The organism is Streptomyces sp. TBY4 (assembly GCF_024213195.1).
In the GTDB taxonomy this organism is placed as follows: domain Bacteria; phylum Actinomycetota; class Actinomycetes; order Streptomycetales; family Streptomycetaceae; genus Streptomyces.
On the sequence record NZ_JANAVF010000007.1, the window covers coordinates 193415 to 220328 of the forward strand.

Annotated in this window: 26 protein-coding genes; 9 read left to right on the forward strand and 17 right to left on the reverse strand. The window is 71.0% G+C overall.

What is annotated here, in order from left to right; translation table 11 throughout:
- Positions 1-70: 70 nt before the first annotated feature.
- Positions 71-871, forward strand: coding sequence for a nuclease-related domain-containing protein (locus tag NLX94_RS19010; protein WP_254384143.1), 801 nt, complete (start codon positions 71-73; stop codon positions 869-871).
- A 459-nt stretch (positions 872-1330) separates the two neighbouring features.
- Here the strand turns inward: NLX94_RS19010 and NLX94_RS19015 are convergent, their stop codons facing one another.
- Positions 1331-2419: a Ku protein gene (locus NLX94_RS19015; protein ID WP_254384144.1), complete on the reverse strand. Its 1089-nt coding sequence runs from the start codon at positions 2417-2419 to the stop codon at positions 1331-1333.
- A gap of 31 nt (positions 2420-2450) precedes the next feature.
- On the opposite strand from NLX94_RS19015, the gene ligD reads away from it, so the two are divergent.
- Positions 2451-3335 carry a non-homologous end-joining DNA ligase gene (gene ligD, locus NLX94_RS19020; protein WP_254384145.1) on the forward strand — a complete coding sequence of 295 codons (885 nt, stop codon included), beginning with the start codon at positions 2451-2453 and terminating at the stop codon, positions 3333-3335.
- A gap of 8 nt (positions 3336-3343) precedes the next feature.
- Entirely contained in the window at positions 3344-4243 is a 900-nt protein-coding gene (locus NLX94_RS19025) for an ATP-dependent DNA ligase (protein ID WP_254384376.1), read from the forward strand.
- 39 nt (positions 4244-4282) lie between these two features.
- On the opposite strand, the gene NLX94_RS19030 is transcribed toward NLX94_RS19025, so the two are convergent.
- The 4 genes from NLX94_RS19030 to NLX94_RS19045 all read right to left on the reverse strand — a co-directional run bounded on the left by NLX94_RS19030 (position 4283) and on the right by NLX94_RS19045 (position 7438).
- Positions 4283-4687, reverse strand: coding sequence for a DUF6479 family protein (locus NLX94_RS19030; protein WP_254384146.1), 405 nt, complete (start codon positions 4685-4687; stop codon positions 4283-4285).
- A 112-nt stretch (positions 4688-4799) separates the two neighbouring features.
- Positions 4800-5783 carry an XdhC family protein gene (locus NLX94_RS19035; protein WP_254384147.1) on the reverse strand — a complete coding sequence of 328 codons (984 nt, stop codon included), beginning with the start codon at positions 5781-5783 and terminating at the stop codon, positions 4800-4802.
- Between the two features lie 380 nt (positions 5784-6163).
- The gene (locus tag NLX94_RS19040; RefSeq protein ID WP_254384148.1) at positions 6164-6439 is read right to left on the reverse strand and encodes a hypothetical protein; all 276 of its coding nucleotides are present in this window, start codon (positions 6437-6439) and stop codon (positions 6164-6166) included.
- A 660-nt stretch (positions 6440-7099) separates the two neighbouring features.
- The gene (locus tag NLX94_RS19045; RefSeq protein ID WP_254384149.1) at positions 7100-7438 is read right to left on the reverse strand and encodes a hypothetical protein; all 339 of its coding nucleotides are present in this window, start codon (positions 7436-7438) and stop codon (positions 7100-7102) included.
- A 346-nt stretch (positions 7439-7784) separates the two neighbouring features.
- Here NLX94_RS19045 and NLX94_RS19050 point away from each other — a divergent pair, with 346 nt between their 5' ends.
- The gene (locus NLX94_RS19050; protein WP_254384150.1) at positions 7785-9149 is read left to right on the forward strand and encodes a site-specific integrase; all 1365 of its coding nucleotides are present in this window, start codon (positions 7785-7787) and stop codon (positions 9147-9149) included.
- 220 nt (positions 9150-9369) lie between these two features.
- Here NLX94_RS19050 and NLX94_RS19055 read toward each other — a convergent pair whose 3' ends face one another.
- Positions 9370-10398: an amidinotransferase gene (locus tag NLX94_RS19055; protein ID WP_254384151.1), complete on the reverse strand. Its 1029-nt coding sequence runs from the start codon at positions 10396-10398 to the stop codon at positions 9370-9372.
- 146 nt (positions 10399-10544) lie between these two features.
- Positions 10545-11225 (reverse strand): class I SAM-dependent methyltransferase, encoded by a 681-nt coding sequence (locus NLX94_RS19060; RefSeq protein WP_254384152.1) that lies wholly within the window; start codon positions 11223-11225, stop codon positions 10545-10547.
- An 895-nt stretch (positions 11226-12120) separates the two neighbouring features.
- On the opposite strand from NLX94_RS19060, the gene NLX94_RS19065 reads away from it, so the two are divergent.
- Together NLX94_RS19065 and NLX94_RS19070 are read left to right on the forward strand one after the other, a co-directional pair.
- On the forward strand, positions 12121-14814 hold the full coding sequence (locus NLX94_RS19065; protein WP_254384153.1) for a DNRLRE domain-containing protein: 2694 nt from the start codon (positions 12121-12123) through the stop codon (positions 14812-14814).
- Between the two features lie 29 nt (positions 14815-14843).
- Positions 14844-15383, forward strand: coding sequence for a hypothetical protein (locus NLX94_RS19070; protein ID WP_254384154.1), 540 nt, complete (start codon positions 14844-14846; stop codon positions 15381-15383).
- Between the two features lie 90 nt (positions 15384-15473).
- On the opposite strand, the gene NLX94_RS19075 is transcribed toward NLX94_RS19070, so the two are convergent.
- Positions 15474-16040, reverse strand: coding sequence for a DM13 domain-containing protein (locus NLX94_RS19075; RefSeq protein ID WP_254384377.1), 567 nt, complete (start codon positions 16038-16040; stop codon positions 15474-15476).
- 223 nt (positions 16041-16263) lie between these two features.
- On the opposite strand from NLX94_RS19075, the gene NLX94_RS19080 reads away from it, so the two are divergent.
- A complete protein-coding gene (locus NLX94_RS19080) occupies positions 16264-16641 on the forward strand; it encodes a glyoxalase/bleomycin resistance/extradiol dioxygenase family protein (RefSeq protein ID WP_254384155.1) in 378 nt (125 codons plus the stop codon).
- A 22-nt stretch (positions 16642-16663) separates the two neighbouring features.
- Here NLX94_RS19080 and NLX94_RS19085 read toward each other — a convergent pair whose 3' ends face one another.
- From NLX94_RS19085 to NLX94_RS19110, 6 genes are all read right to left on the reverse strand, one after another.
- Positions 16664-17131 (reverse strand): nuclear transport factor 2 family protein, encoded by a 468-nt coding sequence (locus NLX94_RS19085; protein WP_254384156.1) that lies wholly within the window; start codon positions 17129-17131, stop codon positions 16664-16666.
- A gap of 103 nt (positions 17132-17234) precedes the next feature.
- Entirely contained in the window at positions 17235-18623 is a 1389-nt protein-coding gene (locus NLX94_RS19090; protein WP_254384157.1) for a glycosyltransferase 87 family protein, read from the reverse strand.
- Positions 18624-18786: 163 nt separating this feature from the next.
- Positions 18787-19410 (reverse strand): DUF2064 domain-containing protein, encoded by a 624-nt coding sequence (locus tag NLX94_RS19095; RefSeq protein WP_254384378.1) that lies wholly within the window; start codon positions 19408-19410, stop codon positions 18787-18789.
- 5 nt (positions 19411-19415) lie between these two features.
- A complete protein-coding gene (locus NLX94_RS19100; protein ID WP_254384158.1) occupies positions 19416-20126 on the reverse strand; it encodes a glycosyltransferase family 2 protein in 711 nt (236 codons plus the stop codon).
- Positions 20127-20181: 55 nt separating this feature from the next.
- Positions 20182-20592, reverse strand: coding sequence for a DUF3291 domain-containing protein (locus NLX94_RS19105; protein WP_254384159.1), 411 nt, complete (start codon positions 20590-20592; stop codon positions 20182-20184).
- A 202-nt stretch (positions 20593-20794) separates the two neighbouring features.
- Positions 20795-21850, reverse strand: coding sequence for an NAD(P)-dependent oxidoreductase (locus NLX94_RS19110; protein WP_254384160.1), 1056 nt, complete (start codon positions 21848-21850; stop codon positions 20795-20797).
- Between the two features lie 189 nt (positions 21851-22039).
- Between NLX94_RS19110 and NLX94_RS19115 the strand changes: the two genes are divergently transcribed.
- Positions 22040-22591, forward strand: a complete 552-nt coding sequence (locus tag NLX94_RS19115; RefSeq protein WP_254384161.1) for a DoxX family protein — start codon at positions 22040-22042, stop codon at positions 22589-22591.
- A 17-nt stretch (positions 22592-22608) separates the two neighbouring features.
- Positions 22609-23010 carry a hypothetical protein gene (locus tag NLX94_RS19120; protein ID WP_254384162.1) on the forward strand — a complete coding sequence of 134 codons (402 nt, stop codon included), beginning with the start codon at positions 22609-22611 and terminating at the stop codon, positions 23008-23010.
- A gap of 119 nt (positions 23011-23129) precedes the next feature.
- Here the strand turns inward: NLX94_RS19120 and NLX94_RS19125 are convergent, their stop codons facing one another.
- Genes NLX94_RS19125 through NLX94_RS19135 form a run of 3 tightly spaced genes read right to left on the reverse strand, consistent with a single transcriptional unit; the run spans position 23130 to position 26282 of the window.
- Positions 23130-24053 (reverse strand): amidohydrolase family protein, encoded by a 924-nt coding sequence (locus NLX94_RS19125; RefSeq protein ID WP_254384163.1) that lies wholly within the window; start codon positions 24051-24053, stop codon positions 23130-23132.
- Positions 24050-25684 (reverse strand): isovaleryl-CoA dehydrogenase, encoded by a 1635-nt coding sequence (locus NLX94_RS19130; protein ID WP_254384164.1) that lies wholly within the window; start codon positions 25682-25684, stop codon positions 24050-24052. Before NLX94_RS19130 ends, NLX94_RS19125 begins: the two co-directional genes overlap by 4 nt.
- Positions 25668-26282 carry a TetR/AcrR family transcriptional regulator gene (locus NLX94_RS19135; protein WP_254384165.1) on the reverse strand — a complete coding sequence of 205 codons (615 nt, stop codon included), beginning with the start codon at positions 26280-26282 and terminating at the stop codon, positions 25668-25670. The genes NLX94_RS19130 and NLX94_RS19135 overlap by 17 nt, the downstream gene beginning before the upstream one ends.
- Positions 26283-26914: the final 632 nt, after the last annotated feature.

The window sequence follows — 26914 nt, forward strand, 5'->3', positions numbered from 1 at the left end:
GGTCCCGACCCCACCGGGGGATTGCCGCCGGGCGCCCGGGCTGCTCCCATGGACGGCGGGGGTGAGGACCATGGCATCGAGGGGACTGAAGGTACTGCCGAGCGGCCGGCCCGGCCGCGGCCGGCTGTACGTGAACCTGCCCGACGGCCGCGCGGTCGCCTGGTACGACCGGCGGGCCAACCGGATCAGCGTGCTGGCGGACGAGCGCCGGGAGGAGATCCTGACGGCGTTACGCCCCTACCTCACCGGAACCGTGGCCATCGGCCCGCCACCCGTCCCCACGGCCGAGGACCTGCTCCGCCTGTCGCTCCCGCCCGACGAGGACCTGGCCCCGAACCGCCCGGGGGAGGCCCTGCTCGGCGCCCTCACCTACGGCACCGCGGGCACCCGGGCCCGGCACCGGCTCCGCCAGGAACTCACGGTGAGACAGCGCATGGGCGACGTCCTGGACGCCCTGGCCGACTCCGAGGACTGGAAGGTCCTCCACTCCGTCCACTCCCTCCACCCCGTCGCGGACCACCTGCTCATCGGCCCGCCCGGAGTCTTCTGCATCCGCACGGTCCCGGGCCGCCGCCAGCGCGCAGTGATCGGCGAACTCCTCCTCACGGTGGGCCGGGCGAACCCCACCCCGGACCCCCGTGAAGCCCGCCGCGCGGCCACGTACGCGACCCGCGCCCTCTCCACTCCGGTAACCCCGGTCCTGGCGGTGGTGGACGCGACCCGCCTGGAGATCGCCCCCACCCTCCGGGACGTCCAGATCCTCACCCCGTCCACCACCTCCACCTTCCTGACCAACACCCCCACCACCCTCAAACTCCCGGACATAGAAGCCCTCTTCACCAAGGCCAGAGACCGCAGAACCTGGCAATAGCCCCATCCGGCCCGGCGAGCCTCGGAGCCCGAGGCCCGGGGCGCCCTTTCAGCCGGGCCGGGGTCTGTCCCTTCAGCCGTCCGGCGTTCGAGGACCGGGGTCCGGGGCGGAGCCCCAGGGGGTCCGGGCGGAGCCCGGGAGCCCTCCCAGCCTCGCCGGCGTTTGAGGCGCGGGGTCCGGGGCGGAGCCCCGGGATCCTTTCAGCCGGTCCGGCGCCTGAGGCGCGGGGTCCGGGGCGGAGCCCCGGGGTCCTTTCAGCCGGTCCGGCGCCTGAGGTGCGGGGTTCGGGGCGGAGCCCCGGGGTGCTTTCACCCCGTCCGGCTCCTGAGGCGCGGGGTTCGGGGCGGAGCCCCGGGGTCCTTTCAGCCCGTCCGGCGTTTGAGGACCGGGTCCGGGCGGAGCCCGGGGAACGGTGGAAGGGCGGGTAGGGGACTTCGCCCCGCAGGGCCCACGGCCCCCTCAAGCGGAGCTCCGCTTGCGCGGTGTCACCGCCTTCTTCGCGGCAGCCCGCACCGGCTTGGCCTCCGCGGCCTTGCCCGAAGCCGTCTTCTTCGCAGCCGCCGCAGCGGCCTTCTTCTTCGCGGCAGCAGCCGCAGCCGTCGACTTCTTCGCAGCACCAGCGGCACCACCCCGGCCACCACCCGACGCCGCCGACGCAGTCGACTTCTTCCCGCCCACCGCCTTCGGCGCAGCCGCCCCCACCGCCTTCTTCCGCCGAATCGGCGTAACCTCCGCCCCAGCCCCCTCCGCCTCCGGCGCCCCGCCCCGAGAGGCCTTCGCCGCCCGCACACTGCTCTCCAACGCCGCCATCAGGTCGATGACCTGTCCACCCGCCCCCTCCGCCGGCCCCGCCGGCACGACCCCGGGCTCCCCTCCGCCTGCCTTCGCCGCGATCATCGCCTCCACCGCTTCCCGGTAGCCGTCGCGCAGCGAGTCCATCTCCACTTCCCCCAAAGTCGCCATCAGCGCGTCCGCCAGGTCCAGTTCGGCTTCCCGTACCGACACCTCGCCCTCGGGCGCCACCCCCTCCGGAACCCGGATCTCGTCCGGCCACAGCAGCCCGTGCATGGCGATCACGTCGTCGACGACCCGCAGCATGCCCAGCCGTTCCCGCCCCCGCAGCGCGTACTTCGCGATCGCGACCTTCCGGCTCCGCTTCAGCGCCTCCCGCAGCAGCGTGTACGGCTTGGCCGCCGTGGCCCCGCTCGCCGCGAGGTAGTACGCCGCGTCCATCTGCAACGGATCGATCTGATCGGCCGGCACGAACGAAACGATCTCGATCGTCTTCGCGGTGGCGATCGGCAGCTGCGCCAGATCCTCATCGGTGATCGGAATGATCGACCCGTCCGCCTCCTCGTACCCCTTGCCGATCTCGGCGGTCGGCACCTCCTCCCCGTCCAGCTCGCAGACCTTGCGGTAGCGGACGCGTCCGCCGTCGCCGACATGGATCTGGCGGAAGGAGATCGAGTGGCTCTCGGTGGCGTTCACGAGCTTGATCGGAATGCTGACCAAGCCGAAGGAGATCGCCCCGTTCCATATGGATCGCACGGTTCCTCCTGTTTCGTGGCAATCTCATCGTATGACCCCGATCACCCTGGTGGAGGGCCGTCGCATTTCGCTCAGCAACCTCGACAAGGTCCTCTACCCGGAGACCGGTTTCACCAAGGGCGAGGTCCTCCACTACTACGCCACGGTCGCGGACCCCCTGCTCGCCCACATCCACGACCGGCCGGTGTCCTTCCTGCGCTATCCCGACGGCCCGGACGGACAGCTCTTCTTCACCAAGAACCCGCCGCCCGGTACCCCCGCTTGGGTGAAGACCACCCCGGTGCCCCGCTCGGAGGACCTCCGGGCCGAACAGGTGGTCGTCGCCGACCTGCCCGCCCTCATGTGGGCCGCCAACCTCGTCGTCGAGTTCCACACCCCCCAGTGGCCCGCCGGGGCCCCCGCCCTCGCGGACCGCCTGATCCTGGACCTCGACCCGGGTCCCCCCGCCACCGTCGTGGAATGCTGCGCCGCCGCCCTCTGGCTCCGGGACCGGCTCGCCGCCGACGGCCTCCACGCCTGCCCCAAGACCTCCGGCTCCAAGGGCCTCCATCTGGCGGTACCCCTCGTACCGACCCCCTCCGAGCACGTGTCGGCGTACGCCAAGGCCCTCGCCCAGGAGGCCGAGCGCGAGCTCCCCGACCTCGTCGTGCACCGGATGACCAAGGCGCTGCGTCCCGGGAAGGTCTTCGTCGACCACAGCCAGAACGCCGCCGCCAAGACCACGGCGGCCCCCTACACCCTGCGCGCCCGCGCCCTGCCCATGGTCTCCGCCCCCCTCTCCTGGGCGGAGGTCCGGGCCTGCCGTACCCCCTCCGACCTGGTCTTCCTGGCCGATGACATCGCTCCCCGGCTGGCCCGCGAAGGCGACCTCTTCGCCCCGCTCCTCGACCCCGGCCTGGCCGGACGGCTCCCGTGATTCCCGTGATCACCGTCGCGCTCGCCGTCGCCGTACGGACCCTGCCGCGCGCGCCCGGTCTCGCGTACGAGCCCAAGTTCGACGGCCACCGCCTCGTCGTCATCCGCACCGACCGCGCCGTTGACGGGGTGGTCCTCCAGGCCCGCTCCGGCCGGATCGTCACCGCGGCCTTCCCCGATCTCGCGGCGGCCGCGCACCACCTGCCCGCCGGGACGGTCCTCGACGGGGAGGTGGTGGTGTGGCACGCGGGCCGCACCGACTTCGCGCTCGTGCAGCGCCGCGCGGCGGCCGCCTCCGCGGCGCGGGCCGCCGTACTGGCCCAGACCCTGCCGGCCTCGTACGCGGCCTTCGACGTCCTCGAACTCGCCGGGCTGGACCTGCGCGCCCGGCCCTACGAACGCCGGCGCGCGCTCCTCGTGGACCTCCTCCTGCCCCTGGGCCCGCCGCTCCAGCCGGTCCCCATGACCACGGACCCGGAGCTGGCGGAGACCTGGTACGAGACCCTGCCCGCGAGCGGTATCGAGGGTCTGGTCGTCAAACGCATGGACCAGCCCTATCCGGCCGGCCGGCGCGCCTGGCAGAAGCTCCGCCACACGAACGTCCGCGACGCGGCGGTGGTCGGCTACACGGGCACGGCCCGCCGCCCCCTCGCCCTCGTCCTGGTCCTGCCCGTCGGGGACGAGACCCCGCTGGTGTCGAGCCCCCTGACGGCGGCGCTACGGGCCGAGGTGGCGGCGGTGGTCGCCGCCCGGGCACCCGCGGCGGCGGCCGGGGGCGCCACCGTCACGGCCATCGGCCTCGGCGAGGTCCCCTTCCGGCCCCTGGACCCGCCGCTGACGGCCGAGGTCCGCCACACCTCGACCCGGCACCCGCCGCCTGAGGTGCTGCGCCTGCGGACGGACCTGTGACCCGCGACGGGGCCGCGGGTCACAGGTCCGGCCGCCGGATCAGGCGTGTGCTCCCCGCCCCGAGTCGGGCGGAGAACCGGGCTGCGGGTGGGGGCCCGGCCCTTCGACGTGCTGGTGGGCCGATTCCCGCCGGGCCCTGACCTCTTCCGGGTGGAGCGAGGTGGTGGAGCCGAAGTTCCCGTAACCCTGCATCTCGTGCGGGCGCAGACCGCTCTCGGGGAAGTCCACGTAGTCCCGCTCCTCGCGCACCTCGTACACCGCACCGCCGTCGGGCAGGTGCGGCTGGCTCTCCGGAGTGGGGGGTGCGGGTTCGTGTGCCCGGACCCGCTTGCCCAGCAGGAAGCCGCCGAGCAGGAAGCCGACCACGATGAGCCCGACGACCAGGAACCACGCGATGTTGGTCAGTGTTCTGTCCACCGCGAGGAAGATCAGAGTCGTGTCCATACAACCCATTTTCCCGCATAGGTGACTATTTCACCCGGTCGGACCCGGCGCCCCGCGCCCGCGCCCCGCCCGCCCCCGCCTGCGCCCCGCTCGCGCGGGACCGACCGCCCCCTCAGCCCTTGAGCGGCCCGTCCGCGTCCCGCACCCCGCGCACGTCCCTGCCCCCGAGCACCGCGAGGATCTCCGCGCAGATGGCCAGCGCCGTCTCGGCCGGGGTCTGCCCGCCCAGATCCAGGCCGATCGGCCCGTGCACCGTCCGCAGCCGCTCCTCGCTCACCCCGGCCGCGAGCAGCCCCTCGGTGCGCCGCGCGGTGGTCTTGCGGGAGCCGAGCGCCCCGACGTACGGGATCCCGAGCGCGAGCGCGGTCCGCAGCGTCGGCACGTCGAAGTCCGGGTCGTGGCTCAGCATCGCGAGACAGGCGGCGTCCCGCCGCGCCTCCAGCAGCTTCGCGGCCTCGGCCACGGACACGACGACGCTCACGTCCCACCCGAGCAGCAGGGCCTGGGCCTCGATGACCTCGGCCAGCTCCCCGCCCCCGCCGATCACCACGTACGGAGCCGAGGGGTACGCCTCCACGAGCACCAGCCCGGACCCCGCGTACAGCGCGTCCCGCCCCGGCCGCCGCGTCCGCAGCAGCTCGCCGGCCCGCCGCTCGGCGTCACCGGAAGGCTGGTCCGCCCCCCGCACGACAACACTCACAGCCTGATCGGCCCGCTCGTTCAACTGGGTCACGAGCGCGACCCCGACCCCCTGTCCGAGCAGCTCCCACCACTCACCGGGAATCGCCCCCAGCGGCTGCAACAGCACCTCGGCCTGCCCGCCGCAGGTCAGCTTCGCCTCGACGGCCTCGTCACCCCCGACCGAGACCTCGCACACCCGGGCGGTCTCCCCGCCCCCCATGGAGGCGGCCTCCGCCACCAGCTCGGCGTCGAACACCCCCCGGTACAGGGCCCCGACGCACTCGCCCTTCACATCCACGAGCACCGCCCCGGCCGGATCCCGGGGCCCGAACCCCTGCTCGGTCACGGGCCGGGCCAGGAACCCGACCCGCCCCTCGGCCACCCACCGCTGCGCCGTCTCCACCAAGTCACGCATTTCGCGCCGCCCCATCCTCACCGTCAGAGCACGCCACGAAGCGCCAGGTCAGCGGCACAAGGTGGCCTCCCACCCAACGTACGCACCCCAGCCCCCCGCCCCCACCCCCCAAAACCCACAGACCCGCCCCCACGTCCTTCGTACGGACCACCGGAACCCGCCCCGGCACCGCGGAGGCCCCGTAGCGCGCCAGGCCCCTCAGGGACACCGTGACGGCTCCACCGAGGCAGCGAAGTGGGCCGCGATCCGCAGCAGTTCCCGGACATCGCCCTCCGGGGTCCGCAGGCCCGGGTGCCGGAAGCCTCGCGGACGGCGGGCTCCAGATGGACGTCCAGCGCCCACTGGCCGTCCTGGAGTAGCTGCTGCATGGTGCGGGCAGGTCACCGCCACTCGCGGAGCGGCGGCCGGGCAGCCCGGTCCTGACGGGTGGTCCGCCGTCGCACCGGCCGGTGCAGCAGGTGCTGGAGGTGGGTGCCGATCAGTTCGGCCGCCCGCTCCTCCTCGTGCGCGGAGTCGGTGCGGCCGAGCATCACCCGGACCTTCGCCGGGTCCGGGTACGGGACGAGCCGCTCCAGCTGGTCGGCCGTCGACGGCTGTTGCTGCGCGGCACCCAGCCGATGCCGGTCGGGCGCGCAGCGCAGCAGTTGGCTGCGCATACGCGAAGACCCCGTCTCAGCGAACTCGCTGATGGCGGGGTCTTGGGCACTTCCTGCGAAGTGCCCCCGGCAGGATTCGAACCTGCGCACACGGCTCCGGAGGCCGTCGGATTTTCACACGTTTCCGCAGGTCAGCGAGCTGTCTGACGGGTTATCAGGCTCGTCGGCCCACGCATGTCCCACGGTAATGAAATGTCCGATCTGGCCACCTTGCGCTGGGTTGATTGGCTCGCGCGACGTGACGGAGGTCACGGGGCTTCTGTAAGGGTAGGGGGTGTACATCCCCGGCTTCAATCGAACGAGCAGGCGGCCGGGAGCGCGCGGGCAGCCGAGTGCGCCGGGCGTGCGCCTGGGGTCAGTGGATCTCCCGCGATACCCCGGGGTCGGGGCGGGTGGAGGGCATGCGTCATGGCCTCCCGTGGATGGCCGGGAGGCGGTCCGGGTGTCGGTGCGGAGTCGCCGGCTTGTGGCCGAGGGCAGAAGGCCCGTCGCCCAGCCTGAGTGACGAGGTCCGTGCCGCGTCGTGAATGGGGGCGGCGGCTGTCGTATGTAATTGCGGGTTCGGCTTGGGTGCGGCCTTTCGGCGTGGTGGTCAGGGAGTGGCGGTGGATCTTCCAATGATGCGCGTGATCCCCGGTTGGGCTAACCGGGGATCACGTGCTACACGGGGTCCGGGGGTTCCGATCGGGGTGGGCGCCTTCTGCGGACGGGCAGGATCTTCAGGGCCATGACGGTGCCGTCGGGGTGGAATGAGATCGGGCCGTTCCATTTCTCGGCTTCATGGGTGCCGGTGCGTATGGAGCGAAGTTCGTAGGCTGCATGCCGGTACTCCTCCACGCGGCCGTCTTTGAGGAGGTCGTACAGGTCCGACGCCATACCGGAGAACGCCTCGATTCGGACCATCTCTATGCGGAAGACGTGGTCGGTGCCGATGAATTTCGTGCTGCCGGCCGTGATTTCCGCGTCGTGGTGGCTGCATGTGGCGGCGAAGGTGGGCATGCCATATTTCTCTCGGCCGTGGCGCGTAGTGAGGTACTGGGCCGTTTTCTGTCCTCCGCCGGCGAATGCGATCAGGCCGGCGTTCCCCGTTACGGGCCAGGAGCTGGCCGAACCAGCCGAGGTTTTCCTCGCCGACCTGGAAGCCGTCGGCATTCCGTGCCCGACTCCCGTCGCGGGCGGGTATGCGGATGGCATTGGGGTAAGGGATTCCGGATGCGGCGTAGCCCTCTCGAACGTCCGACAATCCGCACTCGTCAACCGGGTGATACGCGAGTTCCCTCTTGCCGGGGGATCTTCGATTGAATGCGCCGGGCAGTCATGTCCCGCCGATCAGAAGGAGGCGGGCATGGGGTCGAACGGGCGATACAGCGGTGCGGCACTGGACTTCGCGGTGCCGGTGCACAGTGAGGGGCGATGGGATGGGGGCAGCGCTGTCGCGGATCTGGCGGGGGAGTTCGGCGCGGAGCTGGTGCGGGCCATTCGCGTGGGCATGGCCCAGGGCAGCACGGCAGCCCACACGCCCCGGGGGTCGTCTCAGCTGAGTTGGTATGCGTTCGCGACCGAGTATGCGCGGGCCCACTGGCCCGGCCGGGCGGCGAAGACCCGTGACGAGACCAGCGACGGGCTGACAGCCGTCACGCTGGCGATGTTCTGGGACCTTCCCGGCCGGCCGAACGAGCGGCTGCTGCGCCGGGCCCTGCGGCACTGGGCTTTCGTCGTACCCGGGCCGGGACAGCAGATGGGGCCGCCGGCGGAGGACCGGCTGGTGCTGCAGTGGGTGGCGAAGGCGTCGAGGCCGCTGGTCGACCTGCACGATCCGATCCTGGCGCGTGACGTGCTGGAGTCGCTGCGCCGCAAGCTCGACGGTGGCGAGGCGGCCGTGGAGACGATGCGCCGCAAGCGCAAGGTGCTGGTGCACGCCTTGGGCTATGCCATGGAGCGGGGCGAGTTGGGCAGCAACCCGCTGGCGCAGGTCCGCTGGCGGGTGCCCAAACCGGCCGTCTCCGTGGATCCACGCGTGGTCGCCAACCCGTACCAGGCCCGGGATCTGCTGACAGCCATCTCCTATGTCGGCGGATACCGGCGTGCCCGTGGCCGCCGGCTGGTCGGGCTGTTCGCGGGCATGTACTACGCGGGCCTGCGCCCGGAGGAGGCAATCGCGGTGGCGCTGCCGGACTGCCGTCTGCCGAGGACCGGCTGGGGGCGGCTGATCGTGCACCGCACCCTGCCACAGGCAGGCAAGCGGTGGACCGACACCGGCCTGTATCACGACGAGCGAGGGCTGAAGAACCGTCCGCCCGGGGAAACGCGGGTGGTGCCGCTCCCGCCGCATCTCGTGGCGCTGTGGCGTGAGAGCGTCACCACCTTCGGCACGGCCGACGACGGCCGGCTGTTCTTCAGCGAACGCGGCGGCATCCTCAGCTATACCGCCTACCACTATGTCTGGCGCGAGGCCCGCGCCCTGGCACTGTCTCCCGCTCTCGCGTCCACCCCGCTCGCGAAACGCCCTTACGACCTGCGGCACTCGGCCCTGTCCACCTGGCTGTGCGCGGGAGCCGACCCGGCCGAGGTCGCCCAGCGCGCCGGCAACAGCGTCGAAGTCCTCCTCACCCGCTACGCGAAATGCCTGTACGACCGGCAGTCGATCAACAACCAGCGCATCGAAGGGCTCCTTAGCGCCTACGACCGGCCGGCTGATCTGGATGAATAGCGGTTGGACTGAAAGACGCCGCCCCTCGGCGAGGGGCTGGGCAGATCTTGATCACGGTGGCGTGACCACCCCCAGTGCGGTCAGATCCTCGGGGCCGGAAGCGATCTTCGGGCGTCGCCCGCCGACCCGGCCGCGGACCCGCGCGGACGCGAGCCCATGTTGGTGACGTTTCGTGAGCGCGCCGGGAGGCGTGTACGCCCGTGTGTGCCGCTGCTTGTGATCACGTCGTCCATGTTCGGCGGTCGCGGCGGATATCGAGGGTGGCGCAGTGGAAGGAGCCTCCCAGGGCCTGGACGTTGCGGAAGGGGGACGGCAGGGGTGTGAAGCCGAGTGAGGTCAGCAGGGTTTGGAGCTTCTCGTCCTGGGCTTCCACGAGGACGTGCTGGTCGTCGACGACGAGGAGGTTGATGCTCAGCCACGCGCTCGTCATGTAGCGCGGCGGGGGTCCGGCGTTCGGTTCGGGCCGTGGCGCGGGAACCAGTTCCCACCCGTCCAGCGGCGTGCCGCGCATCGTGTCCGGGGTGATGCGGTCCGGGTTGTAGAGGGCGAGTCCTTCGCGCAGTGGGCAGAGGGTTGCGTCGATGTGCATGGCGTGGGGATCGTCAGGCTGCAGCAGGTGCACCTGGATGTCGGGTCCGAGCCGCGCGCGCAGGTGGTCGATGCCGGAGCGGTTGGTGACGTGGCTGAGCTGGCCCACGACGGTGCGTGGCCCCAGGCGGAGGAAGTCGGCGGCGTCCCAGGCGGGCCTGCCTTCACCGATCACCCATCGTGGTCCGGGTTCGCGCGGTCCGGCGTCGAGGAGCTCCATGCCAAGGTCGACGTCGGCCGGCAGCCAGCGTGCGCCTGCCTGCCGCCACTGCTGGATCAGCGGCCAGTAGGCGAGCAGCTCGTGCTGGCGGCTGCGCCAGGCCATGGGGGCTTCGATGATGCGGTCGCCCATCACGACCAGGCTGTCGCGGGGCATGGTCGCGCAGTACCCGCCCAGTCCCTCCCAGGGCACGCGCTTGGGGCGGTGGACGCGGCAGCCCATCGACTCCAGTAGTTCTGCCACCGCCTGGAGTTCCTGCTCCGCGGCTTCGGTGATCCATACCGGGAACGGGTGGCCTGGCCGGAACTCGTCCCAGTGCTCGCGCGGCATGGTGGCCTCGATCATGCGGCGGTCCTCGTCGGGGAACATCGCCCCGTACGCAGTGCCGACCACCACCTCCCGCAGAGGACTCCATTCGTCGCACGCGTCCACCACTGCCACAGGCGCTCCTGTCCACTCAGCCCTTGCGAAGGACCGTACGCAGGCACGGGGTGCGACAGGTCAGGACACGCCGCGGCGGCCGACCCTGACCGCGCAGGAGGACGGCGTAGTGCCGTTCCCGGCTCTGTCGCGACATGGGGGCGTTGTCACAGGAATTGTGCTGATGGGGGCAGGGTCTGGGTGACGCGCCACAGGCATCGGGGCAGGTCGCCTTCCTCGAAGGGGTGGACCTCCTCCAGGGTCCAGCCGTCGGCGAGCGCGTCGACCAAGTGGCGGGGGAAGAAGTGTACGGCGAACCCGCCGCGCTCGTAGATGTCGTCGCCGCGGGCGATGCCGGTGCCGTAGTGGGCGTCGCCGGTGTGCCGGACGGTGTAGACGAACATGCCGCCCGGCCGCAGCACGCGGCGGACCTCGTTCACCAGTCTGATGATCTCCCGGGTGGACAGGGCCATGCACAGCAGCATGTGCGCGAAGACCGCGTCCACACACTCGTCCGGGAACGGGAGAGCCTCGCGCACATCGTGGACGGCTGTGGTGACCCGTGCGGCGACGCCCTGCTCCCGGGCGGCCTTCTCCAGCTGCTCCAGGCCGGTCGCGCTGAAGTCGGTGGCCCGGACGGTGAACCCCGCACCGGCGAAGTGGAGAGCGTCGCGGCCATGGCCGGCGCCGAGTTCCAGTACGTCCTTCGCCCCAGCAGCCCGGAAAAGCGCCGCAGCGTGGAGCGCGGGCGCGGAGGGCTCTCCGCCATACATGCCGGGATGGGCGGTATAGGTGCTCTGCCAGTGGCGGCGCTGCGCGTCCGCGAGATCGTGGTCGCTGTCCGTCATGGACCGTGTTTCCCTTCGTGTCCCAGGCCGGTTCTGGTGTTGTTGCAGGTCTGGCCGGTTGTGCCGGTCAGTGCTTGCCGCAGCTGCTCTGGGCTGGGGAGACCGCAGAAGCCGTCGGGTGTCCGGTATACCCGGCACGCCAGCCCCGCCGGACGGCCGGGCTCGGAGTGGGGGCAGTCCGGTACGGCCGGGAACCTCGACGTTCATGTCTTCAGGATCGCGCACATCGCGCCGGGCGGGCGCCGTCTGCTGCTGGGCCAGGGCTTCCGCCGTGCGGGCGTGTCACCCAGACCCTGCGGAGTTGATCAGCGCTGCTTGTGGCTGGGGATCCAGTCGGACCAGCATTCGGCGTATCCGGGCCGGCAGGTCTCGCTGCTACTGCTTCGGGAGGTCAGACAGGACCCGTGTTGGAAGGTATGGGGTTAGGGCGAGACGAGCGTTATTGCGGCTCGGGAGGGGAGCGATGGGGCGGGTTCTGGGCATCACTCGCCCGGCACCGTAGGCCCCCGTACATGCCCCTCTGCGACGCATTGGTCGGCACATCTCGTACGTAGCACGGCAAGCCGTCATTCTTCTCTCACCGTCTCGGAGTTCCCGGTTCCGGCGTCATCATGATCACTGGCCTACGCTGAGAATCCACGTGGACACCAGCTGGTGTTCGTTGACAGCATCCGCACGTCTGTTCTCAACTTTCCATGATTTTCTAGGAGTTGACAGCGTGAAGAGACCGAAAAAGGTAGTCGGCCGGTCCCGTAGACCTGTTCGAAACGCCCTGCGTAGCGGGGGTGTGGCTGTTCCCCTCGCCCTGCTCCTGCTGGCCCAGGCCGGCAGCGCGGCATTAGCCGCTCCCAGAGTTGGCGCTGCGGAGTTGCCCGCGTCCAGGGACGGCAGCGCTGTGCGCAGTGTCCAGGACCGTGAGGAGACCGCTGCCCGTCTGACCGCGCAGGCGCAAGGGCGCCGGATCGAGGTCGTGGAGGCGCGCACGGAGACCACCTCCCTGTGGGCGAATCCCGACGGGACCATGTCGGTGGAGTCCTTCGCCGGCCCTGTCCGCTACCGCGAGAACGACGCCTGGATACCGGTGGATGTCTCTCTGGTGAAGGACTCTGATGGTTCGGTGCGCTCGAAGGCGCACCCCCATGGTCTGAAGCTGGCCGGGCGCACCGGTCAAGCGGGCGGTGACCTGGTCACGCTCGGCCGTGGTGACCGGGCAGTCGCCTTGGGCTGGAAGGGCTCTTTGCCCGATCCGGTTCTGGAGGGCGCGAAGGCCACGTACCGCGATGTGACCGCCGGCACCGACCTGGTGGTCGAGGCGACCCGGACCGGGTTCGAGCAGTACCTGGTGGTCAAGGACCGTTCGGCGGCCGGGCAGGCCGCTTCGTTCACACTGCCGGTGCGGGCCAAGGGCCTCAAGGCCGGCCAGGGCGCGGATGAGACGGTCACCTTCACCGATGCCAGGACGGGGAAGACGGTCGGCCAGCTGCCGACGCCCTTCATGTGGGACGCCTCCCGCGACAAATCCGGCCGTGAGGGCACCAAGCGTGCTCCCGTAGACGTCGACGTTGTTTCCCGCGGTGAGGAGTTCGACCTCAAGGTCACCGCGGACAAGGGCTTCCTGGCCGCCGCGGACACCCAGTTCCCGGTCACCATCGACCCGGCGGTGTACTTCGGAACCAACTTCGACACTTTCGTCCGCAACGGCGACACCGCCGACTTCTCGGGCGGCATCGGGCTGAGCGTCGGCCGGGAGTGGCAGAAGACCGAGGCCCGCTCCTTCATCAACTTCCCCCGTCACTCATCGGTGACCGGGCAGGACATTCTCAACGCCGAGCTGAACCTGTTCGCCACGTGGTCGGACTCCTGCGAGCCCCGCTCGTGGGAAATCTGGGACACCGGTACCGCCTCGGCGGCGACCCGCTGGAGCAGCCAGCCCGCCTGGCGCTCCAAGGTGACCGCCTCCACCCAGACGCACGGGCACGGAGACTGCGGGCCGCGCTGGCTGTCGGAGGACATCACCCCGCTGGTCAAGCAGTGGTCCCAGACCAGCCGGACGGTGGACACCATCGGGCTGCGGGCCACCGACGAAGCCGACTACAAGTCGTACAAGATCTTCGCTTCCGCCGACGCGCCGGCGAACGCACCCTCGATCCTGGTGACGTACGAGGCTCCGGCCGACCCGGTCAAGGACCACGTTGTCTACTGGAACGACGTCCTGCAGGAGACCTACCGGCAGGTAGGAGGCGCGCCGGGCCCGCTGGCCCGCGCGGGCGCCATGATGCACGGCGCCGTCTACGACGCGGCCAACTCCGCGCGCTGCGCCGAGGGCGCCACCAAATGCCTGGGTGACCCTTACCTGGTCAAGGCCACCGCGGCCAATGGCGCTGTGCCGGATGTGAACAGTGCCATCGACCACGCTGCCTTCGAGGTTTTGAAGTCGCTCTACCCGCAGTACAACTTCGACGACGAGATCGCCGCGGCTCGCTCCACCATTCCGGCCGCTGTCACCGCCGAGCAGCGCGCGGCAGGCACCGATGTCGGTCAGAAGGCCGCCGCCGCGATGGTCGCGAACCGGCAGGACGATGGCTCGGCCCCGGCCGCTCCGTACACGGGCAGCACGGTTGCCGGACACTGGCGTCCCACCGGAACCGGGAACGGCGCCACACCTGAATGGGGCAAGGTCAAGCCCTTCGGCATGGCCTCCGGCGCGCAGTTCCGCCCGGCCGGCCCCGCAGGCCACACCGTCATGGACACCCTGCTCAAGAGCCAGCCCTACACGGATCAGTTCAATGACGTGAAGAGCCTGGGCGGCGCGAACTCCACGACCCGTACGGCCGACCAGACCAAGGCCGCGCTGTTCTGGGCCAACGACCTGGACCTGACCTACAAGCCCCCGGGCCAGCTCTTCGAGCACACCCAGATCCTCTCCCGCCAGAACGGCCTGGCCGTCGCGGGCAACGCCAAGCTGTTCGCGCTCACCGCGTTCGCCATGGCGGACGCCGCGGTCACCGCCTGGGACGCGAAGTACCAGACCGAGATCGACCTGTGGCGGCCCGAGAGCGCGATCCGTGTGGACGGCGACGGCAACCCGAACACGGCCGGCGACGCGAACTGGCAGCCGCTCTCGCAGGACCGCAACGGCAACCACTTCAGCCCTGCCTTCCCCGCGTACATCTCCGGCCACGCCACCTTCGGCGGCGCCTGGGCGAAGGCCATGCAGGACTGGTTCGGTACCGACCAGATGACGTGGACGGCCACCACCGAAGACCCCAACGCCCTCGGTGTGACCCGCACGTTCACCACCTTCTCGGCCGCGGCCACCGAGAACGCCGTCGGCCGCGTCTGGCTGGGTGTGCACTACCGCTGGGACGGCACCGACGGCGTCAGCGCGGGCAGCAAGGCCGCCGGATACGTGTCGGCCAACAAGCTCAAGGCCAACACCGCCGCCAGCTGGGTCAAGTACGAGGACCTCAACAACCGCGCCGGCTGCGAGGCACAGGGCAAGCGCCTGCTCGCCGAACACCGCTGGACGGCCTACCAGTGCACCCAGATCCAGGCCCCCAGCCCCGACCACACGCTCTACGTCAAGTAGCCGGCCCCGTGACAAGGAGAGACACCACCATGCGTGTGAGGTACACACCCCGGACACGTTCCGGGCGGGCCCTCCTGGCCGTCGTCGCGGCCCTCGCGATCGGGGCCGCCGCGGCCCCCCTGTCCAGCGCCGTCTCCGGACCGGACACCCAGTCCGCAGCCGCCCGCAGCGACGGCCCCAATGACCGGCTGCTCCGCACCCCCGAGGCACCGCGGATATCGGATGGCCCCTACGCCGGATTCCAGGTCTGCGGCGGCGGCATCAAGCCGGTCGTCACCAGCGGCTCGCCGACCCTGGCCGCCACCCTGGAGTCGGTGGCCCCGCCCGGCACCGTCGAGAACGGCACCGAGACCGGCCCGCGCCGGAAGGTCGTCTTCGAAGTCGACGCCGCCAACGGCAAGCAGGCCGTGCGCAAGCAGCTGACCAGTGACAACAGCCACGACGCGGGCTTCCAGCTGCCCGAGGGCAAGCTCACCGACGGCGAGTACCGCTGGCGGATGAAGGTCAAGGACGGCTCCGCCGTCTCCGAGTGGACCGCCTGGTGCGAGTTCACCGTCAAGCGCGCCTGACCAGGCATGTGACCCGCACTTGGTGAAATCTCGCCGCGCAGTGCGGCCAGCGGCCCGCCGACCACACGTCGGCGGGCCGCTGCCGCTCCGTCAGGTCTTGGCGAGTGCCGCGGCGCCGAAGGAGACGTTGAAGCGGTCGCACCAGATGCTCACGCTCGTGTACTGGGAGAGGTCCACATCGGCGGGAAGGACGTAATTCTGGTCGCCCTTGTTGCCCTTGAGCTTGCCCAGACTGACGTACTTGCCGTCATCGAAGACCTCCCAGCCCGCCTTGCCTTCCTTCACCGGAGCATCGGTCAGCCACACGTGCAGGTCGGGACCGTTGCTGGTGTCGAGGTTCTCCAGCCGCACCGTGTGCGATCCGTCCGCCAGGCGTACGATCTTCACCGTGCCTGTCGTGGTGTGCTCATGACTGATCAACTGCCCCGTAGAGACAGTCCGGGGCTCTGGAGGCGCCGACGGCGAAGCCGAACCCTTACCGGACGGGGTCGGCACGGCCGACGCGGTCGCCGCTGTGGAGGGCAGGGCTTCCCGCACCGTCTCGTCCTGCCACAGCTTCCACGGCTGAAACAGGTACATGCCCACGCCGATCACAGCGACCGCAACCACCGCGACGCCGAGAACAACCGGCCTGCTCGATATCCATCCACGCGCCATAAATGCCTCCCGCAGCATCAGAATCCCGCCTGACATTAGACGGCATCCACCACTGGCGAGAGCCTGGATCCAGACTCCGGACCCTGGCTCGGCTGCGTGAGCGACACGCGGCACCGCCATTGGCCTCGTTCGCCGGCCACATACGACAGCCTGGCAGGCGAGCACCGTTCAGTTCGGGCCGGCCGCTCGGACGGTCTCGGCTCGCTGCCCTGAGGAGCACGGCATGGCGATCGAAGGGGTGTCCCCCTACCTGCGGTACGCGGACGCGGACGCGGCTCTCGACTGGCTGGAGCGGGTCCTCGGCTTTACCGACGCGATCCGGTGGCGCGACGATTCGGGGCGGACGTTCGAGGCCGACATCCATGCGGGTGGGACGAAGATCGGGGTCAGCGGCGGCAAGTCGAGCGGCCAAGGCAAGAACGCCCTGCTCATCGTGCACGTCGACGACGTCGACGCGCATTTCGAGCTGGTCCGGGCCGCATCCGGCATGGAGCTGGACGCTCCGGAAGATCAGCCGTACGGGCCGCGGACCTTCACGATCACCGACCCCTGGGGGTATCAGTGGAGCTTCTGGCAGGGCGAGGCCACACCACCCCAGTGATCGGCGGTACGCCCCGGCGGCTTCACTGGGCCGTCGACGACGGCGCAGCCGACTCCGGTGCCGCCGCCGTGATGTGGCTCAGCAGGCACAGCCAGCGGCCGTCCCGCTTCACGAACACATCCGACGTCCACTCGTCGGCGTCGAACCGTCGGCCCCCGTAACGGGCGGTGTTGGTCATCCGCACGCTGAAGACCGCGGTGTCGCCGTGCACCCGGACCCGCGGCCTGCTGACGAGGTCCATGGCCGAGTGGGACAGCTGCCCGGAGGCGACGAACGCCAGGAACTCCTCCTTGGAGGCGATGCCGGACTCCGAGACGATGGCCCAGTCGTCGGTCATGAAGCTCGCGATCCGTGCCGCGTCGTTGGAGACGATCGCCGCGGCCCAGGCCTCCGCTAGGGCGGTGAGGTCCGCTTGGACCGCGGCGTCGACGCCGTGCTGAGCCGCTTCGTCCGCCGGACCGGTCGGGTCTCCGCTGTGGTTCTCGGCCATGACTCGATGCTAGGCCCTGCCCGGGCCCGCCGGGCTGTGGAGCAGCCCGGCGACCCTCGGCGGGCGGTGCGTGGGGGCTGCCGGAACCTCTGGGTGGCTGCAGTCACCGGGCCGGGCGCCCCTTGCCGCGGGCGTGGATCCGTCGGGAGCGCCGCAGCGCCCACCCGGCGAGAACCGCAATCGCGGCTACCGCGTACGCGGTAGTTGCCACCGTGTGCCGGTCGCCGAACGCCCGGCCCGTGACGTAGGTGGCGGCTCCCGCCAGCGCGATGCTCAGCCACTCCCAGCGGCCGTCGAGCGCGACCAGGGCGACGAGCAGCAGCGCGTACCAGGAGTAGCCCGGCGTCAGCAGCAGGAACGCCGTTCCTGTGACCAGCAGGCCGCCGCTCCAGGGGCGTTCAGGATCGCCGTGCCGCAGGACGTGCCACACGACGGCCAGCATGCCGGCCGCTGCGGCGGGCGGAGCCCAGGATTCGGGCAGGACCAACTGGAGCAGGGCGTAGCGGTTCGTACCCGATGGGGCACCGGCGTACCCCTCCTCCTCGACGTAGCCGCCGAGGTAGCCGAAGACCGAGCCCTTGGAGATCAGCATGTACGGCAGATAGGCGGCGGCGACGACCGCGGCGGCAGGGAGCAGTACGGCCGCGGCGTCCCGGACCCGCCGTACTCCGGACAGTGCGCCGGGCAGCAGCAGCGCGGGCAGCAGTTTGGTCGCGACGGCCGCGCCGAGCAGGGCGCCGCCCGTGATCCGGTGGCGGGTGACGATTCCGAGCGCGACGACGGCCAGAAGTACGCCGAGGACGTCGGCGTGCGCGTTGTTCACCGCTTCGATGGGCACGGCCGGGCACCAGGCCCAGTACGCCGCCCATCGCACATTGCCCCGCCGGCGCAGCAGCAGGAGCAGGGCGGCCGTGGTGCCGACGGAGAGGAGCGCCCCGCCGATCTGTAGCGGCTTGTGGCGGGACCCCTCCGGGGACAGGGCGTGGAGCAGGAGGAAGTAGCCCTCGGCGACGGGTGGATAGATGGTGCGTACCTGCGGCCGGTTGATGCGCGTGCAGTGACTGGCGCCGGCCGGAGCGGGGATGCGTGCCAGGTCCGGATGTCGGCATGCGCTGCCGGTGGGGAAGAGCCAGCCGTCCCGCAGCCCGGCCAGTTGCGGGGCTGCGGGCGCATGGTCGTAGGGGGAGATACCGGCCGTCTGGACACGGCCGTCCCAGGCGTAGCGGTAGGAGTCGGTGCTGGTGCGCGGGGGAGCGGCCAGCCCGGTGGCGGTCACCGCGATGCCGCCGGCCAGGACGAGCAGCACGACGTGACGGCCGGGAACCATCCGCAGCGACCACACCGCGACCGCGAACAACATCCAGCACACCCCGTACCACCAGGACAGCCCGGCCGGATCGGAGTGATACCCGTCCTTGCGGACGGTCAGGACGAGGGCAGCGGTCAGGGCAGCCAGCAGGAGAGCGGTACGGACGGTAGGCGGATTGATCACGGGTTGGCAGCTGCCGTGCTGCTTGAGCGGCTTGCCTGGCGACTGCACCGTTCGCTTGTCGGGCGTGCGGAGTTGTCGGGTCCAGGCGAGCGAGGAGCGTATCGGCGTACCCGTACCCGCAACGGTACGCATGCCGGACCGGGGCGCGGTGTGATGTCGGCGGTCATCGCGGCCTGGCCGGCGTCAAGGAGGCCAGGGTGGAGGCGAAGAGAGTGTGCGGGGCCTCGGCGGCCACCGCCAGTGCGTCGGCGGCGGTGTCGACATCGCGCAGCACCTCCAGTTCGCGCACTGTCAGACCGGCGTCGGTCAGCCGCCGCCGTTGCCGGGTTCCGGTGTCGGGTACGTCCATCGGCACGCCTCGCAGGAGCGCCGGATCGGGTTCGGCGAGCCCCAGTGCCCAGAAGCCGCCGTCGGCCGCCGGGCCGAACCAGGCGTCGCAGTCCCGCCAGGCGTTCTCGGCCAGTGCGGGCGCGAGGATGGCCGGGGTGACGTGCGGGGTGTCCATGCCGATCAGCACGGCCGGACCGGTACAGAGTCCGAAGGCCGCGGCCAGTCGTTCGTCCAGTCGGCCCTGCCCCTGTGGCGCGACCTCGATGCCGGGCGGCAGCCAGGGGCCTGGCGTGCCTTCGAGGACCAGCACACGCCGCTGCACCGGGGCCGCGAGCATGGCTTGCAGGGAATCGGCGAGCATCGCCTCGGCCAGGAGGGCCGCCTCCTGGGGCGTGTACGGCGGAGTGAGCCGGGTCTTCACCCGCCCGGGCACTGGTTCTTTGGCGAGGATGAGCATCGTGGTCACCGCGCACCCGCCCCACCGGCTGCGGGGACGGTCAGCGGCGGCTCGGAGAGCACCGCGCGCATGTCGTGTACTGCCTGCCAAGTACCGCGCCAGGTTCCGGTGACCTTCGATCTCCCTGAACGCGGAAGGTAGGGGACGTCGAGTTCGCTGACGCGCCAGCCCGCGTCGGCCGCGCGTACGACCATCTGGAGGGGGTAGCCGCTGCGCCGGTCGGTGAGGCCGAGGCCGAGCAGCGGCTCACGCCGTGCGGCGCGCATGGGCCCCAGATCATGCAGCCGCAGTCCGGTGCGGCGGCGCACCATCCGGGACAGGGCCAGGTTCCCCGCCCGGGCGTGAAGGGGCCAGGTGCCGTGCCCCTGCGGTCGGCGTCGTCCCAGCGCCAGATCGGTCTTCCCGCCTGCCACCTCCCGTACGAAGGCGGGCAGCAGTCCGGGGTCCAGGGAGGCGTCGCAGTCGCAGAAGCAGACGAACTCGGCCTCCGCCGAGAGCAGCCCCGCTTGGCAGGCGGCGCCGAAGCCACGTTCCGGCTGGTACACGACGGTGGCGCCGAGCGCGGCGGCGATCTCTCCAGAGCCGTCGCCGGAGCCGTTGTCGACGACGATCGCACGCCAGGTGGGCGGGATGCGCTCCAGCACCCAGGGCAGGGCGCGGGCTTCGTCCAGGCACGGCAAGACGACGTCCACCGTCGTCGCATCCGGGTCGGTCACCCCCTCACCGTACTCACCCAAACCGCACATCCAGGGCTTTCGGGTCACTTCGGGGTCACAGGGGTGCGTGTCCAGTGATCCTGCTCACGGCATCGGACCAGTCGACCGGCAGCGCGCCGCGGGGCACAGTCCACGTGACGAACACCGGATCGCGCAGCCGGAGGTGGAAGTCCCTCATGGTTCGCTCGTGCGGCAGGGCTTCCACGAACGAGTCCAGCGCCTCCTGGTCACGCCAGGCCGAGAGCGTCCAGAAGGTCTTGGCGAACGGCTCGGCCCGCAGGGACAGGCCGAGAGCGCCGTCGGCCGCCATGACCTGACGTCGAATGGCCTGGGCCGCGGTGATGAAGCGCGGAATGTCCCGTGCGCGGCGCAGGAGCAGGCGCGAACCCAGGACCAGCACCTCGTCCGGAAGTGACCCCGCTGTGCCGGCTGCGGCCGACGTGGCGATCCAGGGCAAGGTCGGCATCCCGATCCTCCTCATCCGCGGTCGGCCTGGTCTGATCCCCGAGCCATCCCAGCGTGACCCGCTGCCGGTCCGGCCGCGACGTGAACGGGGCGTACCGGTGACACGAGCCAAGGCGCCCGGACACAAGCTGCCGCGCAGGAGAAGGCAGCGGTGGGTGAACGATCGGTGGTGAGTACACGGCGCTGGTCGTGGCATTTCGAGATCACCCTCCGCGCAGTCCGCTGCGGGCGAACTCCGCCATCCCCTCGGCGAAGCCGACCTCTGCCCGCCAGCCCAGCTCACCGGTCAGGCGGCGCGAGGACGCGGTGATGTGCCGTACGTCCCCCAACCGGTACTCACCCGTGACCACCGGCCGTGGGCCGCCGTGCGCCAGGGCCAGTGCCGTCGCCATCTCCCCGACCGTGTGCGGTTCGCCGCTCCCGGTGTTGAACACGGCCAGGACGCCCGGCTGACGGCCCGCGAGCGCCTCCAGCGCCACCACGTTCGCCGCCGCCACGTCCCGGACGTGCACGAAGTCCCGCCGCTGCCCGCCGTCCTCGAAGACCCTCGGCGCCTCGCCCCGGGCGAGCGCCGACCGGAAGAACGAGGCCACACCCGCGTACGGAGTATCGCGCGGCATCCCCGGCCCGTACACGTTGTGGTAGCGCAACGACACGGCCCGCCCGTTACTCGCCCGCGCCCATGCGGCGGACAGATGCTCCTGGGCGCGCTTGGTCGCGGCATACACGTTGCGAGGATCGGCGGGCTCGTCCTCATCGACCAGTCCGGGCACCAGTTCGCCGCCGCAGCCCGGGCATAGGGGCTCGAAACGCCCGGCTTCGAGATCCGCGGCCGCCCGCGGCCCCGGCCTGACCCGCCCGTGCCGTGGGCAGTCGTAGCGGCCCTCCCCGTACACGACCATCGACCCCGCCAGTACCAGGTCACGGACCCCGGCCTGCGCCATGGACGCCAGAAGTACGGCGGTGCCGAGGTCGTTGCAGCTCACGTAGTCCGGCGCGTCGGTGAAGCCCTCACCCAGGCCCACCAGCGCCGCCTGATGACAGACCGCGTCCACGGTGTGCAGTACTCGGACGAGCGCCTGACCGTCCCGGACATCCGCGTTGATCCAGTCCACGGCGGCGACCGGTCGTACGGGGGCGGACGTATAGGCCGTGGGAAGCAGTGCGTCGAGGACGACGGGTTCATGGCCGCGGGCGGCGAGCGCAGTGACGATGTGCGAGCCGATGAAACCCGCGCCTCCGGTGACAAGTACACGCATACCGGGACGCTAGGCGATGCGACGGCCTGCTGCCCGGGTGCGCGCCGGGAGGTCACAAGACCCGGGTGCCGACTCTGATGCCCGTAGGAGAAGGCCCCCGCGGCTTGCCGCTCCCGTACCGGCGTGAGTGGATGGGAGGTAGGCAGATGACTCCTGGAGTTCCTGGAGCTGGATCAGAGGTCGTTCAGCATGGCCGTCACCCATCGGTCCCCACCCCCCGGCCTGGAGCCGCTGGGCTCGTCCCGCGTCTCCCGGGTGCTGTTGGCCGTGTGCCGCGTCACGGTCGGCCTGCTGTGGATCCAGAACCTTTCCTGGAAGCGCCCACCGGACTTCGGGAACAACAGCGACCCCCCGCAGGACCTGTACGCCTGGACCCTGAAAGGGGTCGACAACGAGGTCTTCGCCCCGTGGGCGTGGCTGGTCGAGCATGTGATCATTCCGAACTTCGCGGTGTTCGCCTGGGGCGCCTTCGCGGTCGAGGCGTGCCTGGGTGCGTTCCTGCTGGTGGGCCTGGCCACCCGCTTCTGGGCGGCGGTCGGGCTGGTCCAGACGACAGCCATCCTGTTCTCCGTGCTGAACACCCCGCACGAGTGGTTCTGGTCGTACTTCCTCATGTACGCCGTGCACCTGGCACTGCTGGCCACCGCCGCCGGACGCGCCTACGGCGTCGACGGCGCCCTGCGCCCCGTATGGCGGCAGCACGGCGGCACGCTGTCGCGGATGCTGCTCGCGGCATCCTGAAAGAGAGAGGCGTTTCGATGCGGACTCAACGATCCGCGATCGGCCGGACCGCCTCCGGCCTGGGCATCGGCGCCGCGGTGAGCACCGTCCTGGCCATCGCCGACGGCCCGCCCTGGGGGCTCGTCGCGCTGGGTGGCGTGGGGACTCTGGTGCTGCTGCTCCTGGCCGCGGCGGCCGTGGCGGCGGGCTTCTCAGGGGTGCGTTCGCTGATCGCGCTGGCCGGGGCGGGTTTCCTGGCGGCCGCCGTCCTGCAGCTGGTGCAGATCGGCTGGACCGGTGCGAACCTGCTCGGGGGCGACGGTTCCACCGTGGCCCTGCTGATCGGCTTCGCCGTGGGCCTCCTCGCCCTCGGCCTTACTCCCGTAGCCGACAGCGCCGCCGCCCCCACTCCCGTCACGGGAAGGCATGATCCCGCATGAACGTCGACAGCCTGTTGCAGCCGGTGCTGGCCGCCGCCACGGAGGACTGCCGTAGAGGTCGAAAGTATGCGGCGGCGCCGCGGGGGTCGGGCCCCGATCCGCACGCCCGTTGCGACCATTCACCTCCCTGGTCGGGGGCCGGTCGGGTGCCGTCGGGTCGCTGGTGGGTGCACGGCGAACGTCCGGGCCGCGTTGTCGTGGCAGACGGCGCGTAGCCAGTCGTCGCCGAGGTCGAGCCGGGTGAGTGCGTGCAGCGCGTGGGCATAGGGGTAGGGGATGTTGGGGTAGTCGGTGCCGAGCAGGATGCGGTCTTGGAGGTCGCGCAGGCGGGGCAGCTCGTGGTGGGGGAAGGGCGCGTCGCGTTCGGCCATGTCGGTGAAGGTCATGGTGGTGTCGAGCATGATCTGGGGGTGGCGGGCGGCGAGGTCGAGGAAAGCCGTGTAGTCGGGATGGCCCATGTGGGCGATGATCAGGCGGAGCCGGGGATGGCGTTCGAGCAGCTTGTCCATGGGTGCCGGTCCGGTGTGCCGGCCGGGGGCCGGGCTGGAGCCGCAGTGGATGACAACGGGCGTGCCGGTGTCCTGGAGCAGTCCCCAGACGCTGTCGAGGAGCGGGTCGTTGGGGTCGTAGTCGCCGACTTGGAGGTGGGCCTTGAATACCCGGGCGCCCGCCTCGACCGCCTGCTGTACGTATGTCGCGGCGCCGTCCTCGGGGTAGAAGGTGGCGGTGTGGAGGCAGTCGGGTGTGCGGGCGGCGAAGTCGGCGGCCCAGGAGTTGAGCCAGTGCGCCATGTCCGGCTTGTGGGGGTAGATCATCGCGGTGAAGGCTCTGACGCCGAACGCCCTGATCCGGGCCAGTCTTTCGGCTTCTCCCATGCGGTAGGTGATGGGCCAGGGGCGTCCGGTGAGCGGGCCGGCCGCGTCGAAGTACTGCCAGACCTTGGTCATGACCGGTTCGGGCATGAAGTGGGTGTGTACGTCGATCAGGCCGGGCAGGCCGAGGTCCTGCCAGAACGCGGTCACCCGGCCGATGTCGTCCGTCATGCGATGACCGTTCGGGCGCGATCGAGGATGGCCGCCGTGTCGATGCCGGTCGGCAGCGTGCCGAACGCGTGGCCGTGTTCGCCGCCGAGCCGGGAGGCGCAGAAGGCGTCGGCGACCGCTGCGGGGGCGTGGCGCTGGAGGAGGGAGCCCTGGAGGACGAGGGCCATGGTCTCGGTGAGCTGCCGGGCCCGGAATTCGATCTCGGCGGGGTCCGCCAGCTGCTTGTGGAGTCCCGCGGCAGCCGCGTCCAGGTGCCGGTTGACACCCGCCGCCTGACCTACTTCGTCGAAGAACGCCTCGACGGTTTCCGGTTGCCGTGCCATGGCGCGCAGCGAGTCCAGGGCGGCTACGTTTCCCGAGCCCTCCCAGATGGAGGAGAGCGGTGCCTCCCGGTAGAGGCGGGGCATGCCGGATTCCTCGATGTATCCGTTGCCGCCCAGGCATTCGAGGGCCTCGGCGGCGTGCGCGGGGGCGCGCTTGCAGACCCAGTACTTGGTGACCGCGAGGCCCAGCCGGCGGAGCATGGCTTCGTCGGTGTTGCCTGCAGCGACGCGGTCGGTGGCGCCCGCGAGGCGCAGGGCGACGGCGGTCGCGGCCTCGGATTCGAGGGCGAGGTCGGCCAGGACGTTGCGCATGAGCGGCTGGTCGATGAGGGCCTTGCCGAAGGCGTGGCGGTGGGTGGCGTGGTGGACGGCCCGGACGAGGCCGAGCCGCATGCCGGACGCCGCACCGAGGACGCAGTCGAGGCGGGTCATGTTGACCATCTCGATGATGGTCGAGACCCCTCGGCCCTCCTCACCGACGAGCCAGCCGAAGGCCTCGTCGTACTCGATCTCGGCGGAGGCGTTGGAGCGGTTGCCCAGTTTGTCCTTGAGGCGCTGGATCAGGAGCCGGTTGCGGCTGCCGTCCGGCAGTATCCGGGGCAGCAGGAAGCAGGACAGTCCCCCGGGCGCCTGGGCGAGGGTGAGGAAGACGTCTGACATGGGGGCGGAGGTGAACCACTTGTGGCCGGTGAGGCGGTAGGTGCCGTCGCCTGCCGGGACCGCGGTCGTGGTGTTGGCGCGGACGTCGGAGCCGCCCTGCTTCTCGGTCATCGACATGCCGGCGATCAGGCCGTGTTTGGTGTCGGGCTGCCGGAGGCCGAAGTCGTACGTGCGGGCGGCGAGCAGCGGCTCCAGCCAGCCGGCGAGGTCCGGGGCGGCGCGCAGCGCGGGCACAGCGGCGTAGGTCATGGACACCGGGCAGGTGTGGCCGGCCTCGACCTGGCCCCATACGTAGAACTTCGCGGCGCGCGCGACATGCGCGCCGGGCCGGTCGTCCCGCCAGGGCGCGGCGTGCAGACCGTTGCCGACGGCGATGCCCATCAGGTCGTGCCAGTGGGGGTGGAACTCCACCTCGTCGATCCGGTTGCCGTAGCGGTCGTGGGTGCGCAGCACGGGTGGGTTCTCGTTGACCAGCCGGCCCCACTCGGCGGCCTGTTCAGAGCCGGCGAGGACACCGAGGCGGTGGATGTCGGGGGTGGCCCATTCGGCGCCCTCCCGGGCGATGGCCTCCAGCAGGGCCGGATCGGCGGCCGCGTCGTATCCGTGGTGCGGCGGAACCTGGTTGGTGACCTCATGCGTCTGCGGCATCGTGTCCTCCCAGGGCACGCAAGGTGAAAGTGATCAGAGCGGGAATGACGTCGTCTGGTGCCGCGTCGCCGTCCGCCAGCGGGCCGATGAGCGCCTCCGCGATCGCACCGACCAGGGCGGCTGCGGTCAAGTCGGGTGACTGCGGAGGCAGCTCGCTGGCAGCCACTCCGGCGGCGACCGCCTGCGCGTACACGTCGCGGAACGCCCGGCGGAAGACGAGCCGTTCGGTGTCCACGGCCGGGTCGGCGGGCTCCGCGAGAAGGGCGAAGGCGCGGCGCGGGGCCTGCAGCGCCCGGGTGGCGAAGACCTCGACGGCGGCGGCGACGCGCTGTGGCGCGGGGCCGGGACGGTCCGCCGCGGCGGCGACCGCCTCGACCTCCCGGGCGACCAGGGTCCTGAACAGCACGGCCGCCAGTTCGGATTTCCCTGAGAAGGACTGGTAGACGCTTCCGGTGGAGATGCCCGCCTCGGCGGCGATGGCCGCGACCGAGCATCCGGCGTACCCCTCTCGGGACAGCAGGCGGACTGCGGCCTCCAGCACCTCGTCGCGACGGGCGTCGAGACGGGCCTGTACGGCGGGTGGGCGTCGGTAGGGCATACGAAGAATTGAAGCATTGATTCAGTGCTTCACGCCAGCTCCTGTATGCCACCGTCCGGACCGGGTTTGTGGCTGCCGACGCCATAGGCGCCTGCACGCCCGCGCTCAACCCGCCCGTGTCGTCCAGAGCCGATTGCCGTGCTGGAGCGCACGCTGCGCAAGGACCGCACCGAGGTCAGCGCAAGGACGGGGAGCGTTCAGCTTCATCTCCCCGCACTTCCGCCCCCGGCGACACCTGATGACAGCCCGGAACTATCGAGAAGAGATGACCACCCGCTTCACCGTCTGGAAGACGGTTACCGGCGTGTCCACGATGAGCTGAGCCACAGCGGACCCCGCGGACAGCCACACCCCGATCCGGAACAAGCCGCCCACGACCCGACCAAGTTGACAACGCCGTGCGGACGGCTGTGACGGAGAGGGAAGCGGCCACCCCTGTCACAGCCGTCCGGTGGCGACCGCGCCGGTCCGCCACCTACCGCCGACGATGACCGGTCGGAGACAGCGGGCGGGCCGCGGCACGCCGGGGACCGACCCGTACGGGTGAACGGCCGCTGCCAGAGAGGTGGAACCCGCACCGCTGCCGGTGGCGCCGCTCGGCAGAAGACGACCAGATGCCGGTGGATGTAGGG

Excerpts from the sequence above, each read along its gene's own strand:
- NLX94_RS19010 (WP_254384143.1), top strand. The coding sequence starts at position 71 with ATGGCATCGAGGGGACTGAAGGTACTGCCGAGCGGCCGGCCCGGCCGC.
- ligD (WP_254384145.1), top strand. The coding sequence starts at position 2,451 with ATGACCCCGATCACCCTGGTGGAGGGCCGTCGCATTTCGCTCAGCAAC.
- NLX94_RS19030 (WP_254384146.1), bottom strand. The coding sequence starts at position 4,687 with ATGGACACGACTCTGATCTTCCTCGCGGTGGACAGAACACTGACCAAC.
- NLX94_RS19035 (WP_254384147.1), bottom strand. The coding sequence starts at position 5,783 with ATGCGTGACTTGGTGGAGACGGCGCAGCGGTGGGTGGCCGAGGGGCGG.
- NLX94_RS19040 (WP_254384148.1), bottom strand. The coding sequence starts at position 6,439 with ATGCGCAGCCAACTGCTGCGCTGCGCGCCCGACCGGCATCGGCTGGGT.
- NLX94_RS19045 (WP_254384149.1), bottom strand. The coding sequence starts at position 7,438 with ATGCCCACCTTCGCCGCCACATGCAGCCACCACGACGCGGAAATCACG.
- NLX94_RS19050 (WP_254384150.1), top strand. The coding sequence starts at position 7,785 with ATGGGGTCGAACGGGCGATACAGCGGTGCGGCACTGGACTTCGCGGTG.
- NLX94_RS19060 (WP_254384152.1), bottom strand. The coding sequence starts at position 11,225 with ATGACGGACAGCGACCACGATCTCGCGGACGCGCAGCGCCGCCACTGG.
- NLX94_RS19070 (WP_254384154.1), top strand. The coding sequence starts at position 14,844 with ATGCGTGTGAGGTACACACCCCGGACACGTTCCGGGCGGGCCCTCCTG.
- NLX94_RS19075 (WP_254384377.1), bottom strand. The coding sequence starts at position 16,040 with ATGGCGCGTGGATGGATATCGAGCAGGCCGGTTGTTCTCGGCGTCGCG.
- NLX94_RS19080 (WP_254384155.1), top strand. The coding sequence starts at position 16,264 with ATGGCGATCGAAGGGGTGTCCCCCTACCTGCGGTACGCGGACGCGGAC.
- NLX94_RS19085 (WP_254384156.1), bottom strand. The coding sequence starts at position 17,131 with ATGGCCGAGAACCACAGCGGAGACCCGACCGGTCCGGCGGACGAAGCG.
- NLX94_RS19095 (WP_254384378.1), bottom strand. The coding sequence starts at position 19,410 with ATGCTCATCCTCGCCAAAGAACCAGTGCCCGGGCGGGTGAAGACCCGG.
- NLX94_RS19105 (WP_254384159.1), bottom strand. The coding sequence starts at position 20,592 with ATGCCGACCTTGCCCTGGATCGCCACGTCGGCCGCAGCCGGCACAGCG.
- NLX94_RS19110 (WP_254384160.1), bottom strand. The coding sequence starts at position 21,850 with ATGCGTGTACTTGTCACCGGAGGCGCGGGTTTCATCGGCTCGCACATC.
- NLX94_RS19115 (WP_254384161.1), top strand. The coding sequence starts at position 22,040 with ATGGCCGTCACCCATCGGTCCCCACCCCCCGGCCTGGAGCCGCTGGGC.
- NLX94_RS19120 (WP_254384162.1), top strand. The coding sequence starts at position 22,609 with ATGCGGACTCAACGATCCGCGATCGGCCGGACCGCCTCCGGCCTGGGC.
- NLX94_RS19125 (WP_254384163.1), bottom strand. The coding sequence starts at position 24,053 with ATGACGGACGACATCGGCCGGGTGACCGCGTTCTGGCAGGACCTCGGC.
- NLX94_RS19130 (WP_254384164.1), bottom strand. The coding sequence starts at position 25,684 with ATGCCGCAGACGCATGAGGTCACCAACCAGGTTCCGCCGCACCACGGA.
- NLX94_RS19135 (WP_254384165.1), bottom strand. The coding sequence starts at position 26,282 with ATGCCCTACCGACGCCCACCCGCCGTACAGGCCCGTCTCGACGCCCGT.